This is a genomic window from Paenirhizobium daejeonense (genome assembly GCF_014280875.1).
Lineage (GTDB): Bacteria > Pseudomonadota > Alphaproteobacteria > Rhizobiales > Rhizobiaceae > Allorhizobium > Allorhizobium daejeonense.
In genome coordinates, this window is sequence record NZ_JACLAL010000004.1 from 33464 (window position 1) to 49878 (window position 16415).

Consider the following 16415-nt stretch of genomic DNA (forward strand, 5'->3'; position numbering starts at 1 on the left):
TGTCGAGGGGTCGCGGAAGCCTCTGAGGTTCAAGCGCTCTTTTGTTCCCGCAGGTCCCTTGGGGTGATGCCGAACCAGCGGGTTACCGAACGGGTAAAGGCGCTGGGTGCCGAATAACCCAGACGATAGCAGATTTCCGAAATGGGTAGGTCGCTTGTCGTCAGAAGGTTATGGCTAATGTCGCGGCGAACGTCGTCGCGCAATTCGTTGAGGCTGGTATTGTGGTCTGCCAGCCGACGCTGGAAGGTCCGCTCGGAGAGACCGAAATAAGGGGCGATCTCGCCAAGTGCGAAGGTCTGCTCGGAAATATGCAGGTACAGATATTTGCGCACCTGATCGATGAAATCGTTGTCGAGCAGCGTCGGCTCTGGCCGCATTGCGCGGCATTGCAGGTCCATCAGCTCATGCAGGCGCCTGTCACCCTTGGGATTGCGGGCTTCCAGGAAAGCGTTGCTGAAACGAATGGAATTGAACCGGCACTCGAAACTCACCTTCCGGGCGAGCAACTCCCTGAAAAGATGCGGGTGTTTCGCCCTGGGACGTTCGAGTTCGATTTCGATGATCTCATTCGCCTGTCCCGTGAGATCACGCGCCCGCTGCATCAACAGGCCAAGGGCCATATCGACATACTGGTCGCGTTTCACAATAATGGGAGCGAATGTCCAGGTCAGTCGCGCGCCGCGATCGTCGAACTCAAGCTGGCAGCAACTCGTATGCGTGACATACTGGGTATGTTCCTTGACGAAGTGAACGAAGTCGCGGCCGGTCGGCGCCGACATCACGCCGTAACCGAAGGGGCCGCTCGCGCCGGCGACGAAGTTGCGAACGCAGGTAAGCCCAAAGGCATCGTCATTGGCGAGTAGCGCACAGGCCTCCAGTAGCCTGCACAGGCGATCGATGCTGATCCGGCTGGTCAATGACTGGAAGCTTTCCGGATCGATCTCCAGTGCCCTGCAAATGGGTGCGATATCGATACCGTAGGTCAACGCATGCTTCGCGACCGCAGACGCGACGCCCGCTACCGTAGTCAGTTCGTCGGTTAGACTTTTACTCGACATCGACGGATTGGCGCCTGACGCTAATAGAATGTCGTGTCAGGTTAAGTGACGTCGGTTCGTTTGTCGAGTGAGTGTCATCACGGCGCGTAACGACAACGACCCGGCCTGCAAAATGCTGGCCGGGTCGTTGGAATCGTTCGAGGTCTGAAAGGTCAGGCGCCCGTCAGCGCTTGGCCCAGAGAACCTTGAAACGCGCGTTGCGGCAGGTTTCGCCATGTTCGCGGAAGTTGGCCGCAAGGGTCTGCTCATAGGGCAGGCCGCGATTGGCGACCATCAGCAGCGTACCGCCGCTGCGCAGCGCCTGTGCGGCGGTGGCGATCATTGTCTGACCGAGGCTCGGCTCCGCTGCATGACCCTGATGGAAGGGCGGGTTCATGATGACGAGGTCGTATTTTTCCTTCGGCGGCTCGCGGGTGAGATCCTGCCAGAAGAAGCGGGCTGTGAGATTCGGACGAATGGCAGCGAGGTTCGCCTTGGCGCATTCCAGTGCCGCGTGGTCGGCCTCGAAAAGGTCGATACGTGCGGTCCGGGATGAGCGCTCGGACAGCATCACCGAGAGATAGCCCCAGCCGGCGCCGAAATCGGCTGCGTTTCCGTCAAAGTCGGTGGGCAGGCGCGATGCCAGAAGCTCCGAGCCGTCGTCCACGTGGTCATGGGAGAAGATGCCGGCCACGGTCCTGAAGCGGCCTTCGACCACGACTTCCGCAGGCTTCAGCGAGGCGATGAGTGCGCTCGCGTCGGCGGGAACGTTGAACCACAAAGCCACGCCGTGATATTTCGGCATGTGCTCGACTTCCAGGCCCAGCCCGAAGAGGCGCTTGCGCATCGGCTGCACGCCATCTTCCTTGCCGCCGCCGATGACGATCTGGCCGCCGGGTTTCACGCGGGAAAGTGCTTCAGCGACACGGGCTTCATTCTCGCCGCGATGCTTGCCGAACAGGATGAGCGCACCGTCGAAATCCTCGCCCTCAGCCTGTGGCTTGGGATCGAGGTGAGCTGCCTGCAGTTTCAGGAATTCACCGCGAAAGCCCTGGACGCAACTCAGCGCGGCGGGAAATTCGGCCGGCCTGGCAAAGCCTGCCTCGGCACCCAGAAAAAGGTAGCGAGCGCCTTCCTCCGGCTGTTCGAGGACGCCGGACGCGAAGGGGTGGAAAAGGGTCTTGAGCGATTCCTGGCTCATGGCAATGGTCCTTCAAGCATATAAAAAAGGCGCGGACAGGTATCCGCGCCTTGTTCGGGAGGTGAGGGGCCGCTTATTCTGCGGCTTCGCCCTCGTCCTTCTTCTTCTCGGCGACGATTTCCTTGCCGGTCGCCTGATCGACGGCCTTCATGGAGAGGCGAACCTTACCGCGCTCGTCAAAGCCCATCAGCTTGACCCAGACCTTGTCGCCTTCCTTGACGACGTCCTGCGTCTTGGCCACGCGCTCGGAAGCGAGCTGCGAGATGTGAACCAGACCGTCACGCGAACCGAAGAAGTTGACGAATGCGCCGAAGTCGGCGGTCTTGACGACCGTGCCTTCGTAGATGGCGCCGACTTCCGGCTCGGCCACGATCGAATGGATCCACTTGCGGGCGGCTTCGATTTCCTTACCCGAGGAAGAGGCGATCTTGACGGTGCCGTCGTCCTCGATGTTGATCTTTGCGCCGGTCTTTTCGACGATTTCGCGGATGACCTTGCCGCCGGAGCCGATGACTTCGCGGATCTTGTCGACCGGAATGTTCATCACTTCGATGCGCGGAGCGAATTCGCCGAGCTGGCCGCGGCTCTCGGAAAGGGCATTGGCCATTTCGCCGAGGATGTGCTTGCGACCGCCCTGTGCCTGGCTGAGCGCGACCTTCATTATCTCTTCGGTGATGCCGGCGATCTTGATGTCCATCTGCAGTGAGGTGATGCCGTCGGCAGTACCTGCAACCTTGAAGTCCATGTCGCCGAGGTGGTCTTCGTCGCCGAGGATGTCGGAGAGAACCGCAAAGCGGTCACCTTCGAGGATCAGGCCCATGGCGATACCGGCAACCGGCTTGGCGAGCGGAACGCCTGCATCCATGAGAGCGAGCGAGGTGCCGCAGACAGTTGCCATCGAGGACGAGCCGTTCGACTCTGTGATCTCGGAAACGACACGCAACGTGTAGGGGAACTGCTCGGCCGAAGGCAGCATCGGACGGATAGCGCGCCATGCGAGCTTGCCGTGACCGATTTCGCGGCGGCCCGGAGAGCCCATGCGGCCGGTTTCACCAACCGAGTAGGGCGGGAAGTTGTAATGCAGAAGGAAGCGTTCCTTGTACATGCCGGTCAGGCTGTCGACGTACTGTTCGTCTTCACCGGTGCCGAGCGTCGCAACAACGATCGCCTGGGTTTCGCCGCGGGTGAACAGGGCCGAACCATGGGTGCGCGGCAGAATGCCGACTTCCGATACGATAGCGCGAACGGTTTCCAGATCGCGACCGTCGATACGGCTCTTGGTGTCGAGGATGTTCCAGCGAACGATCTTGGCCTGCAGGTGCTTGAAGACCGAGCCGATTTCTTCTGCCGTGTACTTGGCTTCTTCGCCTTCTGCCGGCGTGAAGTGTGCCTTGACCTTGGCCTTTACGGCATCGACGGCTGCGTAGCGGTCGGCCTTCTGGGTGATCTTGTAGGCGTCGCGCAGTTCGGCTTCGGCGATCTTGAGCATTTCGGCTTCAAGTTCGGAATAATCTTCCGGTTCGAATTCGCGCGGTTCCTTGGCGGCGACTTCGGCGAGCTTTATGATCGCGTCGATGACGGGCTGGAAGCCGCGATGACCGAACATGACGGCGCCGAGCATGACGTCTTCCGGAAGCTCCTTGGCTTCGGATTCAACCATAAGAACGGCGTCCTGCGTACCGGCAACGACAAGGTCGAGCGAGCTCTCATCCATCTCGTCGAGATGCGGGTTCAGCACGTATTCGCCGTTGATGTAGCCGACGCGCGCGCCGCCAACCGGACCCATGAAAGGAACGCCGGAAAGCGTCAGCGCAGCCGAAGTGGCGACCATCGACAGGATGTCCGGGTTGTTTTCGAGGTCATGCTGGATGACCGTGACGACGACCTGCGTGTCGTTCTTGTAGCCTTCCGGGAAGAGCGGGCGGATCGGACGGTCGATCAGGCGGGAAACGAGGGTTTCGTTTTCCGAGGGGCGTCCTTCGCGCTTGAAATAACCGCCCGGGATCTTGCCGGCGGCATAGGTCTTTTCCTGGTAGTTGACGGTCAGCGGAAAGAAATCCTGGCCCGGCTTCGGCGCCTTGGCGGAAACGACGGTGGCGAGAACCACGGTCTCACCGTAGGTGGCGATGACCGCGCCGTCGGCCTGACGGGCGATCTTGCCGGTTTCGAGCTTGAGCGGGCGACCGGCCCACTCGATTTCGACGCTATGAATATCAAACATGTCTTGTCCTTCTTCGACGGACCGCGGGCTTTAATGCTCTGCCCGAAGGGCATGCGCGGCCGTGAGAATGTGACTTATCACGGGCAAGACAGCAGGAAGCTTTCTTATCGGCCGTCTCTCGGAGGAGGGCCATTGCGGGACGTAAAACCTTCCGGCTTCTGGTCCCGGTGCCAGAGTAGACTGGCGAAAGCGTCCGGCAATCCTGCCCCATGACAGGTCATCGGTTGGTTCTGGCAGCGCCGGCCCATCCGGCCCGCCATGCGTTCGGTCCTGCCGGGCGCTTCGCCCTTTGCGGAACCATCGGGAACTCTCCCGAAAAGAAACCGGCGGACCATCCCGAGGAAGGTCCGCCGGAAGCTGTTAGCGGCGAATACCCAGGCTGGAGATCAGCTTGGAGTAACGGCCTTCGTCCTTCTTCTTGAGATAGTCAAGAAGCGAGCGGCGGCTCGACACGAGCGTCAGGAGGCCACGACGGGAGTGGTTGTCCTTCTTGTGGTCCTTGAAATGCCCGGTGAGATTGTTGATGCGCTCGGTCAGGATGGCAACCTGAACTTCCGGCGAACCGGTGTCGCCTTCCTTGGTTGCGTATTCCTTGATGAGGGCAGCCTTGCGCTCTGCGGTAATCGACATCGTATGTCCTTTCTATGGATAGGAGAAAACAGGTCGCCTGATGCCGGGATGTCGTCCAGCATCGGCCGTTAGGAGCAGGCGGCACGCCGCCGTGCTGGGCGTGCCTATAGCTCATTCGGCCCGCAATTGAAAGCGTTCTTTGATTCGCGCCCGATTCACGTGAAAACGCGGCGCGGGCGGAATTCGCCTTCACCGATCTCACCGATCGCCACCAGCTTGCCGCCGGCGGTGGCAAAGGCATCTGCCTCGCTCACCGGCGCGTTGCGGCCCCGCAGCAGGATCGGATTGCCCATGCGCAGCCGGTGCGCCTGGTCTTCTGTGATGGCGATATGGGGAAGTCCCGACAGTGCCTCGCCGGTATCGATCAGGAAGGCATCGAGGGCTGCCAGCCGTTCGTCACGGTCCTCGATCTTCTCGAGCGCCGCAAGTTCGGCAAGCGGAACCATGGTGTCCTCGGCAAAGGGGGCAACGAAGCTGCGACGTAACTCAGAGATATGGCCGTAGCAGCCGAGTTCCCGGCCAAAATCGCGGGCAAGCGAGCGCACATAGGTGCCCTTGCCGCATTCGACCTCAAACCACGCGCGGTCCGCTTCGCACTTGAGCAGCGTCAGGCGGAAGATTTCCACTTCGCGCGAGGGGATTTCGACCGTCTCGCCGTCACGGGCAAGGTCATAGGCCCGCTCGCCGGCGATCTTGATTGCGGAGAACTGTGGCGGAACCTGCGAAATCACGCCGGTATAGCTGGGAAGTAGCGCGCGGATCGCCTCTTCCGTGGGACGGGCGTCGGAGGACTGGGTCACCTCGCCCTCAAGGTCGTCGGTCGAGCGTTCTTCACCCCAGGTGACAGTGAATTCGTAGATCTTGCGGCCGTCCATCACATAAGGAACGGTCTTGGTCGCATCGCCGAGCGCGATCGGCAGCATGCCGGAAGCGAGCGGATCAAGTGTGCCGGCATGTCCGGCCTTTTGGGCATTGAACAGCCATTTGATCTTGGAAACGGCTTCGGTAGAGCCGAAATCCACGGGCTTATCGAGGATCAGCCAGCCGGAGACCGGGCGGCCCTTGGGTTTGCGGGGTTTGGACATTCGAGCCTTATTCTTGTTCGTCGTCGCTGTCGGTGTGGCCGAGGTCACGGCTCACTTCGGGAGAGCGCAAAAGCTCGTCGATCTTCTGGTAGTTGTCGAAGCTCGTATCGTCGCGGAAGCGCACTTCCGGCATGTATTTCATCTGCCGGAGCTGGGGGCCGAGACGGCCCCGGATGTATTTCGCATTATGGTTCAATGCGTCGATGACGGCCTGATGATCGGCAACGCCGAGCGGCGTCACATAGGCGGTCGCGATCTTCAGGTCGGGCGACATGCGCACCTCCGAAATCGAAATCACCGTCTTTTCGATCACCGCATCGCGCACTTCGCCGCGCTGCAGGACCTGGGTAATTGCGGCGCGCACCTGTTCGCCCACGCGCAGCATGCGCTGTGAAGGTGCTGATGATGTGGATCTTGTTGCCATTGTTCTCGCCCCAAACAGATGCGGGCGCCGGACCTTCTATCCGGCGCCCGTCCATCGATCAAGTTTATCCGATCAGAGGGTCCGCGTCACATGCTCGACGCGGAAGCACTCGATCGTATCGCCCGCGCGGATATCTTCGTAATTCTCGAAGGCCATACCGCATTCCTGGCCGACCGGCACTTCGGAAACTTCGTCCTTGAAGCGCTTGAGTGTCTTGAGCTTGCCCTCGTGGATGACGACGTTGTCGCGCACCAGGCGAACGCCGGCGCCACGCTCGACCTTGCCTTCGACGACGCGGCAACCTGCGACCTTGCCGACCTTGGTAATGTTGAACACCTCGAGGATTTCGGCGTTGCCGAGGAAGGTCTCGCGACGTTCCGGCGACAGAAGGCCCGACATTGCGGCCTTAACGTCATCTACCAGATCGTAGATGATGTTGTAGTAGCGGATTTCGATGCCCTGACGCTCTGCAAGCGTACGAGCCTGCGAGTTGGCGCGAACGTTGAAGCCGATGATCGCAGCATTCGAAGCTTCGGCCAACGAGATATCCGATTCCGTAACGCCACCCACGGCGGAGTGAACGATACGGGCGCGAACTTCGTCGGTGCCGAGCTTTTCGAGCGCCCCGGCAATGGCTTCGATGGAGCCCTGCACGTCGCCCTTGATGACCAGCGGAAATTCCTTCACGCCGGACGTCTGCAGCTGGTTCATCATCTGCTCGAGCGAGCCGCGCGAACCCGACTGGCGGGCAGCCGCCTTATCGCGTGCGAGACGCTGGCGGTATTCGGAAATTTCGCGGGCACGGGCTTCGTTCTCGACGACAGCGAACTTATCGCCGGCCGCCGGAGTGCCGGAAAGACCGAGAACCTCGACCGGGGTCGCCGGACCGGCTTCCTTGACGTGGTCGCCCTTGTCGTTGACGAGGGCGCGAACACGGCCCCACTGGTCGCCGGCGACGATGATCTGGCCCGGACGAAGCGTACCCTTCTGCACGAGAACGGTTGCAACGGCGCCGCGACCGCGATCGAGCTCGGCTTCGATGACCGTACCTTCCGCCGTGCGGTTCGGATTGGCCTTGAGATCGAGGATTTCGGCCTGCAGCAGGATGGCCTCGAGCAGTTTGTCGAGGTTGGTCTTGTTCTTCGCCGAAACTTCGACGTCGAGAACTTCACCACCCATGGATTCGACGAAGACTTCATGCTGCAGCAGTTGGGTGCGAACCTTCTGCACGTCAGCGGTCGGCTTGTCGACCTTGTTGATCGCCACGATGATCGGAACCCCGGCCGCCTTGGCGTGATTGATCGACTCGATCGTCTGCGGCATGACACTGTCGTCCGCCGCAACCACGAGGATGGCGATGTCGGTTGCCTGCGCACCGCGGGCACGCATTGCGGTAAATGCAGCGTGGCCGGGCGTGTCGATGAAGGTGATCTTCTGACCGTTATGCTCGACCTGATAGGCGCCGATATGCTGCGTGATGCCGCCGGCTTCACCGGCGACGACGTTGGCGTGGCGGATCGCATCGAGCAGCGAGGTCTTGCCGTGGTCGACGTGACCCATGATGGTCACAACCGGCGGACGCGGCAGCATTTCGCCTTCCTCGTCGGCAACGTTGAAGATGCCTTCCTCGACGTCGGATTCAGAGACGCGCTTCACGGTGTGGCCGAATTCGCCGGCGATGAGCTCTGCAAGGTCGGCGTCAATGACGTCGCCCGGCTTCATCATCTGGCCTTCCTTCATCAGGAACTTAATGACGTCAACGGCGCGTTCGGACATGCGCTGGGACAGTTCCTGAATGGTGATGGTCTCAGGCAGAACGACTTCGCGGGAAATCTTTTCGCGCGGCTCCTGCATCTGGCTACGGCGGAACTTTTCCTGGCGACGGCGCATGGCGGCCATCGAGCGCCCGCGTGCGCCGCCTTCATCATCTTCGCTGACAGTGGTAACGGTCAGCTTGCCGCGGCGACGATCTTCCTCGCCCTTCGGGCGGGCCGGTACCTTTGCAGGAGCCGGAACGGCGATCTTGCCACGGCCGGGCACGCTGCGAGCGCCGCCACGATCGTCTTCCTCGTCTTCACTCTTGCGACCACGGACAAACGACGGCTGAGCCGGAGTCGCCGACGGTGCAGGACGTGCCGGTGCAGCGGCCGCCGGAGTGGCAGGTGCAGCAGCGACCGGCTGCTGGGCAGCAGCGGCCAGCGGTTCTGCAGCCGGTGCCGGAGCCGGTTCGACCGGCTTCGGCTCGGCAGCGCGGCGGGCTGCTTCTTCGGCCTCGGCCTTGAGGCGGGCTTCTTCTTCCAGCTTTCGGCGGGCTTCGTCCGCTGCACGCTGCTTGGCTTCCTCGACTTCGCGCGCCTGCGCTTCCATCAGCGCACGACGGCGGGCTTCCATCTCGCCGGCGGAGAGGTCGTGAAGCACGTTGCCACGCGGACGTTCGGAGGCGCCGCGCGAAGGCTGCTGCGGCCTGGATGACTGTTGCGGGCGCGGCGGCTGATGATGGCTCGGCGTCGGTTGGTGAACGCGCGTCTGCTGCTGGGCTGCCGGTGCGGGTGCCGGACGCGGTGCCTGGGCAACAGGTGCCGGAGCAGGTTCGGGTGCGCGAACCGGAGCGGGCGCGACGGGTGTCACGATCTTCTCGTCCTCAGGACGGGTAGGGCGGCGCTTGCGCGTTTCCACTACCACGGCCTTGGTTCGACCGCGACCCATATCCTGGCGCACGGTCCCCTGAGTCACGCCTGAGGGTTTCAGGGTGAGGGTCTTCTTACCCGATACGCTGAGTGTCTTGTCGTCTTTGTTGTCGGTCATTCCGTTCCGTTCCTTGCACAAGGACGGATGCGGTGCATCAGACCTCGTCGTTCAATTCGTATATTCCGATAAAGCGTCCGGCTGAAGCCGGTGACCGCGTCATTGCTTCGGCATGTCAACGACATCCTTTTTCTGGGACAGGCCGCCATTGCGGTACTGTTCAAGCAGGTTTGCGCGCTTCACTACACCCTCACCCGCCTGCCCTGCAAGCGCTGCGGCATGGATAAACGCATTCTGGCCCATCAGTTCTTCCAATTCCGCCCCGGAAAGCAGGTGGAAGGCGGGAATCTCCGCTTCCGTCCCCATTCCGAGATGCCAGGCCTTACGGGCCTGGTCGATTTTTCTCACTCCATCGGCTGCGGCATTCCCTGAATGGAACACCGCCAGCGCCTCGCCGCTGCGTACCGCAAGCTCCACTTTGGCGGAGCCGGTGATGAACTGCCCGGCCTTTCGCGCCAGGTTCATCATTCCAGCAAGCTGGGACACCAGCAGCCGGTCGACCGTCTCGCCGAGCGTGGCGTCCGCCTTGACGTCCGCTTTCAGGGCGCGGGCGAAAAGCTTCTTCGCCACCGCCTTGTCGATTGCTGCGCGACTGGCCGTCACCCAGCAGCCGCGTCCCGGCAGCTGCCGTTTCAGGTCCGGGACGATCGTGCCGTCCGGAGCCCTCACGAAACGGATGAGCGTGTCGGGGGACCCGCTCTGCCGCGTCACAATGCACATGCGGCCGTTCACATCGAAGCCTTCGAAATCGTCTTCCTCAAGCAGATCGTCCGGCCCGCCGGCATTCGTCATTCGCCCTGTTCCGCGTCTTCGACGGCTTCCTCTTCAACAGCTTCAGCGGCGAGATCTTCTTCGGTGATCCAGCCGGCAGCAAGGCGGGCCTGGACGACCATGTTTTCGGCTTCGGCGCGCGAAACGTCGAACTTGGAGAACAGGCCTTCGAACTTTTTCGTCTCGCCGTCCTTGCGTTCGGTCCAGCCGACGAGATCGTCAGCGGCGCAGCCGGCGAAGTCCTCGATCGTCTTTATGCCGTCTTCGCCGAGCGCTACCATCATCTGCGAGGTCATGCCGTCGATCTGACGCAGTTCGTCGGAAACGCCGAGTTCCTTGCGCTTGGCGTCCATTTCCGCCTCGATCTTGTCGAGGTACTCACGGGCACGCGTCTGGATTTCGCGGGCGGTGTCCTCGTCGAAACCGTCGATCGAAGCGATTTCATCGAGATCGACATAAGCGACTTCCTCGACCTGGGCGAAACCTTCCGAAGCGAGAACCTGGCCGACCATTTCATCGACGTCGAGAGCGTCCATGAACAGGTTGGTACGTTCGTTGAACTCCTTCTGACGACGCTCGGATTCTTCCTGCTCCGTCATGATGTCGATATCCCAGCCGGTCAGCTGCGAGGCGAGGCGGACGTTCTGGCCGCGGCGGCCGATGGCGAGCGAAAGCTGCTCGTCGGGAACCACGACTTCGATGCGTTCTGCGTCCTCGTCGAGAACGACCTTGGCAACTTCTGCCGGCTGCAGGGCGTTAACGATGAAGGAGGCCGGATCCTGGCTCCACGGAATGATGTCGATCTTCTCGCCCTGCAGCTCGCCGACGACGGCCTGAACGCGGGAGCCGCGCATACCGACGCAGGCACCGACCGGATCGATCGAGCTATCGTTCGAGATGACGGCGATCTTGGCGCGCGAACCGGGATCGCGGGCGACCGACTTGATCTGGATAATGCCGTCGTAGATTTCCGGAACTTCCATCGTGAAGAGCTTCACCATGAATTGCGGATGGGTACGTGACAGGAAGATCTGCGGGCCGCGCTGTTCGCGGCGCACATCGTAGACATAGGCGCGGACGCGGTCGCCGTAGCGGAAGGCTTCGCGCGGGATCATCTCGTCGCGACGGATGATGCCTTCGCCGCGGCCGAGATCGACGATCACGTTGCCGTATTCGACGCGCTTGACGGTGCCGTTGACGATTTCGCCGACGCGATCCTTGAATTCGTCGTACTGACGGTCACGTTCGGCTTCGCGCACCTTCTGCACGATGACCTGCTTGGCAGACTGTGCTGCGATGCGGCCGAAGTCCATCGGCGGCAGCGGATCGGCAATGAAGTCGCCGAGCTTGGCGTCGACATTGCGGTCGCGGGCGAGTTCGAGTGCGATCTGGGTCGAATAGTCCTCGACCTTCTCGACCACTTCGAGGAGACGCTGGAGACGGATTTCGCCGGTCTTCGAATTGATGTCGGCGCGGATATTGGTCTCCGTGCCGTAACGCGAGCGGGCAGCCTTCTGGATCGCATCGGCCATTGCGGCGAGAACGATTTCGCGGTCGATGACCTTCTCGCGGGCGACCGCATCCGCGATCTGCAAGAGCTCGAGCCGGTTTGCACTGACTGCCATTGTCTTAGGTCTCCGTCTTCCTGCCGGGGCGCCTGCCCTCGCGGCGGTTGGTCAAGCGTTTAAGCGTCGTTGTCTTCTTCGTTTTCGTTCTGGTTCGCGGCTTCGGCCTTGGCCAGCTTGTCGGCTCTCAGCGCATCGCGGATCAGATCGTCCGTCAGGATCAGCTTGGCTTCCGCCAACGCATTGAACGGCACGGTTACCAGCGGCTGCTCGCCATAGGCGACCTGATCGCGTTCGATTGTGAAGCCTTCTGCGCTGACTTCCGTGATCTTGCCGCGGAACCGCTTGCGGTTGTCGATCAGGATCGAGGTTTCGCACTTCAGCAGATGGCCGATCCAGCGCTCGAAGTCCGACTTGCGCACCATCGGGCGGTCGATACCCGGAGAGGACACCTCAAGATGATAGGCCTTGTCAACCGGATCTTCGACGTCGAGGGCCGGCGAAATCGCCATGGAAACCTCTTCGCAATCCTCGACGGTCATCGTTCCGTCGTTCTTCTCGGCCATGACCTGAAGGGTCAACCCGTTCTGGTTCATCAGCCTGACGCGCACGAGCTTGAAACCCATGGCGACGAGCACCGGCTCGATGATCTCGGCAATACGCCGGTCAAGCCCGGTTTCGGTGATGATACGCGCTTCGCCGGCCTGCGGCATCGGCATGCTTTCGGACAATCGTCTCACTCCTGGATGGTACCGATCGCCAACAAAAAAGAGCGGGTCCTTGCGGTCCCACTCTTCATCTGTCGATCAAGAACTTGAGCGCTATATACGCCTGCTCCGGTGGGATTGCAAGCTTTTGCCGTCAAAGGCTACAAACCGTTACCTGCTTCGTCCGCATACTGATCGGTACGGCCCGGCAGTTTTCCGGAAATGACATCCCCCTGGGCGACCGTACGTTGCCCGCCCAAAAGAGGTTCCCTTCGTGCCCGAGCGCAGATCTTTCCTGTCCCCGCTGTCGCACTCGATCTACCGCAATGTCTGGTTCGCCAGCATAGCCTCCAATCTCGGTGGCCTGATCCAGGGTGTCGGCGCTGCATGGATGATGGCGTCGATCTCAAGTTCGGAAAACATGGTGGCGCTCGTACAGGCATCGACGACGCTGCCGATCATGCTGTTCTCGCTCGTCTCAGGGGCCATTGCCGATAATTACGATCGCCGCCGGGTTATGCTGACGGCCCAGATATTCATGTTCGTCGTTTCGGCAGGGCTTGCGGCCTTCGCCTATATGGGCCTCATCACCCCCTGGCTCCTGCTTGCCTTCACCTTCCTGATCGGCGCCGGCACGGCGCTGAACAACCCGTCCTGGCAGGCTTCCGTCGGCGATATGGTGCCGCGGGACGATCTGCCGGGGGCGGTCGCGCTGAACAGCATGGGCTTCAATATCACCCGTAGCGTCGGCCCCGCCATCGGCGGCATCATTGTGGCCGCCGCCGGTGCGGCGGCGGCTTTCGCCGCCAATACGATGAGTTACTTTGCCCTGATCTTCGTGCTCTTCCGCTGGCGCCCTGACATTCCGAAGTCCACGCTTCCGCGCGAGGAACTCGGCCGCGCGATCGCAGCGGGCCTTCGCTACGTAGCAATGTCGCCCAATCTCGGCAAGGTGCTGTTTCGCGGCTTCATCTTCGGCTTCACGGCGGTCGCAATCCTGGCTCTGCTGCCGATCGTTGCCCGCGATCTCGTGGCTGGCGGTCCTTTGACCTACGGCCTGTTGCTCGGAGCTTTCGGGGCGGGGGCCATCGGCGGGGCATTTTCCAGCGCCCGGCTGCGCGAGATACTGTCGAGCGAGGATATCGTTCGCTGCGCCTTCGCCGGGTTCGCACTAAGTGCCGCTATCATCGGCGCCAGCGGTTCCGCGCTGCTAACGGGACTTGCGCTGCTGCTTGCCGGCGCATGTTGGGTTCTGGCGCTCTCGCTCTTCAACACCGTCGTGCAGCTTTCGACGCCGCGCTGGGTGGTCGGCCGGGCCCTGTCGCTTTACCAGACCGCGACCTTCGGGGGCATGGCGACGGGCAGCTGGATCTGGGGTCTGATGGCGGAAGGGCAGGGCATCTCCACCGCCCTCTTCGCCTCCAGCCTCGTAATGATAGCCGGCGTCGCGATCGGCCTATGGTTGCCGATGCCCGCTTTCGCCTCGCTCGATCTCGATCCCCTGAACCGCTTCAACGAGCCGCCGCTCAGCCTCGACATCCGTCCCCGCAGCGGTCCGATTGTCATCAACATCGATTATGAGATCCACGATGCCGATCTGCGCGAGTTTCTGACGCTGATGGTGGAACGGCGGCGCATCCGCATTCGCGACGGCGCCCGCAACTGGGCGCTGATGCGCGACCTCGAAAATCCCGATATCTGGACGGAAACCTACCACACTCCGACCTGGGTGGATTACGTGCGTCACAACCAGCGGCGCACGAATGCGGACGCGGAAAACAGTGATCGGCTACTGGCGCTCCATCGGGGAGAAGCCAAACCCAGGGTTCACCGGATGATCGAACGGCAGGCGATCCCGCCGGCTGACGACGTCTTTCATCAGGCCCATATCGAACCGCATTGAGGGCGTTCGCTCAGCGCAGTTTCGACTTCAGCGAGGCGTCTGGGAAGCAGGTCGGCGCCATTCCAACCTTGGCCTGCCATTCGCCGAGAGAACGCCGGGTCTTGAAGCCCGGAAGGCCATCGACCGTGCCGACGTCGTAGCCCTTGGCGACGAGCGCTTGCTGCATGGCCAGTACATCGGATCGCAGCATCTTGCCGACATCCCCGAACGGAGCCTTGAAGGCGCCTCCGCCATAAGCGATCCGGTCGGCGAGATTACCGATGAAAAGCGCGTAGAGGTCGGAATTGTTGTATTCCTTGAGCACGTAGAAGTTCGGGCTCACCAGAAATTCAGGCCCGTGGGTTCCTGCCGGCACCAGCATCATGGTCGGGGCGGAAAGCTCTGCTTTCGGAAAGCCCTTGCCGGAGATGCGCTGTATGCCTTGCGAGGACCAGGCGGAAAGCGGCTTTGCCCGGTCCGGCCCCTCCTGCGCGCAGGTGACGCCGTCGGGTATCGAGACCTCGTAGCCCCAACTGCGCCCCGCCTGCCATCCGCTCTTCTTCAGATAGTTGGCAATCGACGCCAGACTGTCCGGCACGGAATTCCAGATGTCGCGATGACCGTCGCCGTCGAAGTCCACCGCATATTTGAGATAGCTCGTCGGCATGAACTGTGGCTGGCCGAGCGCGCCTGCCCATGATCCCATCATCTTCGAAGCTGCGATATCGCCGCCCTCGACGATATGCAGTGCGGAGATCAGTTCGCGACGGAAAAGATCCTTGCGGGTCGACATGAAGGCCTTGGTCGCCAGCACGTCGATGGCCGAATAGGGAAGCTTTGCGCTGCCGAAGCCCGATTCCCGGCCCCAGATCGCGACGATGATCGAACCGGGCACGCCATAGGCTACCTCCACCTTGCGAAGCGTCGCGGCATGGCGTTCCGCAAGGCCGCGGCCGGTGCCGGCCAGCCCCTGCAGGCGCTTTTCGGAGAAATAGGCGCCCGGCGAGGAAAATTCCGCCTGGCTCTGTTTCTGCTCCTTCGGCGGCGCTGTCCCCGGCGGTACGAGATCGGGAAGATCCCACTTGAGCGAAATCCCGCCGGTTGCCTGATCGAACAGCTGGCGGGATATGCCCGTCTTCTGCGCTTCGGGCCAGAGGTCGTTGGTGAGCCACGTGCGGAAGAGCTTTTCCACCTCGGCCTTCGATGGCGCGGCATGAGCGGCCGGCGCGGCGAAGGCAAGAGCAAGCGTCATGATGGTCAGGCGGGCGAGGCGGGAAATGACCTTCTTTGGCCTGTCGGGAATCTTCCCTTCCGTTGGGTAGATCGGCTGAAGGCCGACCTTTCCAGCTTTTTCCAACGCCGCGTATCGTCGGGGGTGCTCCGCTTGTCGATCTCCCCCCTTGAGGGGGAGATGCCCGGCAGGGCAGAGGGGGGTGCTTTCGCCCATCTACGGTTCTCCCTTGAAAGTCTCAGATCGCCGTTCTGGCGCGCAGCGCGGCCGAAAGCGTGCCCTCGTCGAGATAGTCGAGTTCGCCGCCGACCGGAACACCATGGGCGAGCCGGGTGATCCTCACGTCGAGCCCCGACAGGTGGTCGGTGATGTAATGGGCCGTGGTCTGCCCTTCGACGGTGGCGTTGACCGCGATGATGACCTCGCGGACGCCGCCTTTCGCCACGCGGTCGATCAGCCCCTTGATGTTGAGGTCATCGGGGCCGACGCCGTCGAGCGGAGAGAGCGTTCCGCCGAGAACGTGATAGGCCGCGTTCATCGCGCCCGCCCGTTCCAGCGCCCAGAGATCGGAAACGTCCTCGACGACGATGACGACCGATTGGTCGCGCCGGTCGTCGGTGCAGACCGTGCAGGGATCGCTGGTATCGACATTCCCGCAATGGGAGCAGATCTTCACCTTGTCGTAGGCGTCGCCGAGCGCATGCGCCAGCGGGCCCATCAACTGATCCTTCTTCTTGATGAGATGCAGGGCCGCTCGTCTGGCCGAACGGGGCCCTAGCCCCGGCACTTTCGCCAGAAGTTGGATGAGTTTTTCGATTTCGGGACCTGTGACTCGCTTTGCCATGCTGCGTTTCTA

Annotated in this window: 13 protein-coding genes; 1 reads left to right on the top strand and 12 read right to left on the bottom strand. The window is 61.8% G+C overall.

What is annotated here, in order from left to right; all coding sequences use genetic code 11:
• Positions 1–29: 29 nt before the first annotated feature.
• The 10 genes from H4I99_RS09940 to rimP form a co-directional block, all read right to left on the bottom strand.
• Complete coding sequence (locus H4I99_RS09940; protein ID WP_163902626.1) at positions 30–1058, bottom strand: AraC family transcriptional regulator; 1029 nt, start codon at positions 1056–1058, stop codon at positions 30–32.
• Between the two features lie 163 nt (positions 1059–1221).
• Entirely contained in the window at positions 1222–2238 is a 1017-nt protein-coding gene (locus tag H4I99_RS09945; RefSeq protein WP_163902628.1) for a class I SAM-dependent methyltransferase, read from the bottom strand.
• Between the two features lie 73 nt (positions 2239–2311).
• A complete protein-coding gene (pnp, locus tag H4I99_RS09950) occupies positions 2312–4459 on the bottom strand; it encodes a polyribonucleotide nucleotidyltransferase (protein ID WP_163902630.1) in 2148 nt (715 codons plus the stop codon).
• Between the two features lie 360 nt (positions 4460–4819).
• Complete coding sequence (gene rpsO, locus H4I99_RS09955) at positions 4820–5089, bottom strand: 30S ribosomal protein S15 (RefSeq protein ID WP_163902632.1); 270 nt, start codon at positions 5087–5089, stop codon at positions 4820–4822.
• A gap of 155 nt (positions 5090–5244) precedes the next feature.
• Positions 5245–6174, bottom strand: coding sequence for a tRNA pseudouridine(55) synthase TruB (gene truB, locus H4I99_RS09960; protein WP_163902634.1), 930 nt, complete (start codon positions 6172–6174; stop codon positions 5245–5247).
• A 7-nt stretch (positions 6175–6181) separates the two neighbouring features.
• On the bottom strand, positions 6182–6598 hold the full coding sequence (rbfA, locus tag H4I99_RS09965) for a 30S ribosome-binding factor RbfA (RefSeq protein WP_163902635.1): 417 nt from the start codon (positions 6596–6598) through the stop codon (positions 6182–6184).
• Between the two features lie 72 nt (positions 6599–6670).
• Positions 6671–9403, bottom strand: coding sequence for a translation initiation factor IF-2 (gene infB / locus H4I99_RS09970; protein WP_163902637.1), 2733 nt, complete (start codon positions 9401–9403; stop codon positions 6671–6673).
• A gap of 99 nt (positions 9404–9502) precedes the next feature.
• On the bottom strand, positions 9503–10195 hold the full coding sequence (locus H4I99_RS09975; RefSeq protein ID WP_163902639.1) for an RNA-binding protein: 693 nt from the start codon (positions 10193–10195) through the stop codon (positions 9503–9505).
• Positions 10192–11799 (bottom strand): transcription termination factor NusA, encoded by a 1608-nt coding sequence (gene nusA / locus H4I99_RS09980; protein ID WP_163902640.1) that lies wholly within the window; start codon positions 11797–11799, stop codon positions 10192–10194. Before nusA ends, H4I99_RS09975 begins: the two co-directional genes overlap by 4 nt.
• Before the next feature lie 59 nt (positions 11800–11858).
• Positions 11859–12458, bottom strand: coding sequence for a ribosome maturation factor RimP (gene rimP, locus H4I99_RS09985; protein ID WP_163905994.1), 600 nt, complete (start codon positions 12456–12458; stop codon positions 11859–11861).
• Between the two features lie 262 nt (positions 12459–12720).
• On the opposite strand from rimP, the gene H4I99_RS09990 reads away from it, so the two are divergent.
• A complete protein-coding gene (locus tag H4I99_RS09990) occupies positions 12721–14349 on the top strand; it encodes an MFS transporter (RefSeq protein ID WP_163902642.1) in 1629 nt (542 codons plus the stop codon).
• Between the two features lie 10 nt (positions 14350–14359).
• Here the strand turns inward: H4I99_RS09990 and H4I99_RS09995 are convergent, their stop codons facing one another.
• Positions 14360–15580, bottom strand: a complete 1221-nt coding sequence (locus H4I99_RS09995) for a lytic murein transglycosylase (protein ID WP_244625050.1) — start codon at positions 15578–15580, stop codon at positions 14360–14362.
• A 217-nt stretch (positions 15581–15797) separates the two neighbouring features.
• Positions 15798–16403, bottom strand: a complete 606-nt coding sequence (gene recR / locus H4I99_RS10000) for a recombination mediator RecR (protein WP_163902646.1) — start codon at positions 16401–16403, stop codon at positions 15798–15800.
• Between the last annotated feature and the right edge of the window lie 12 nt (positions 16404–16415).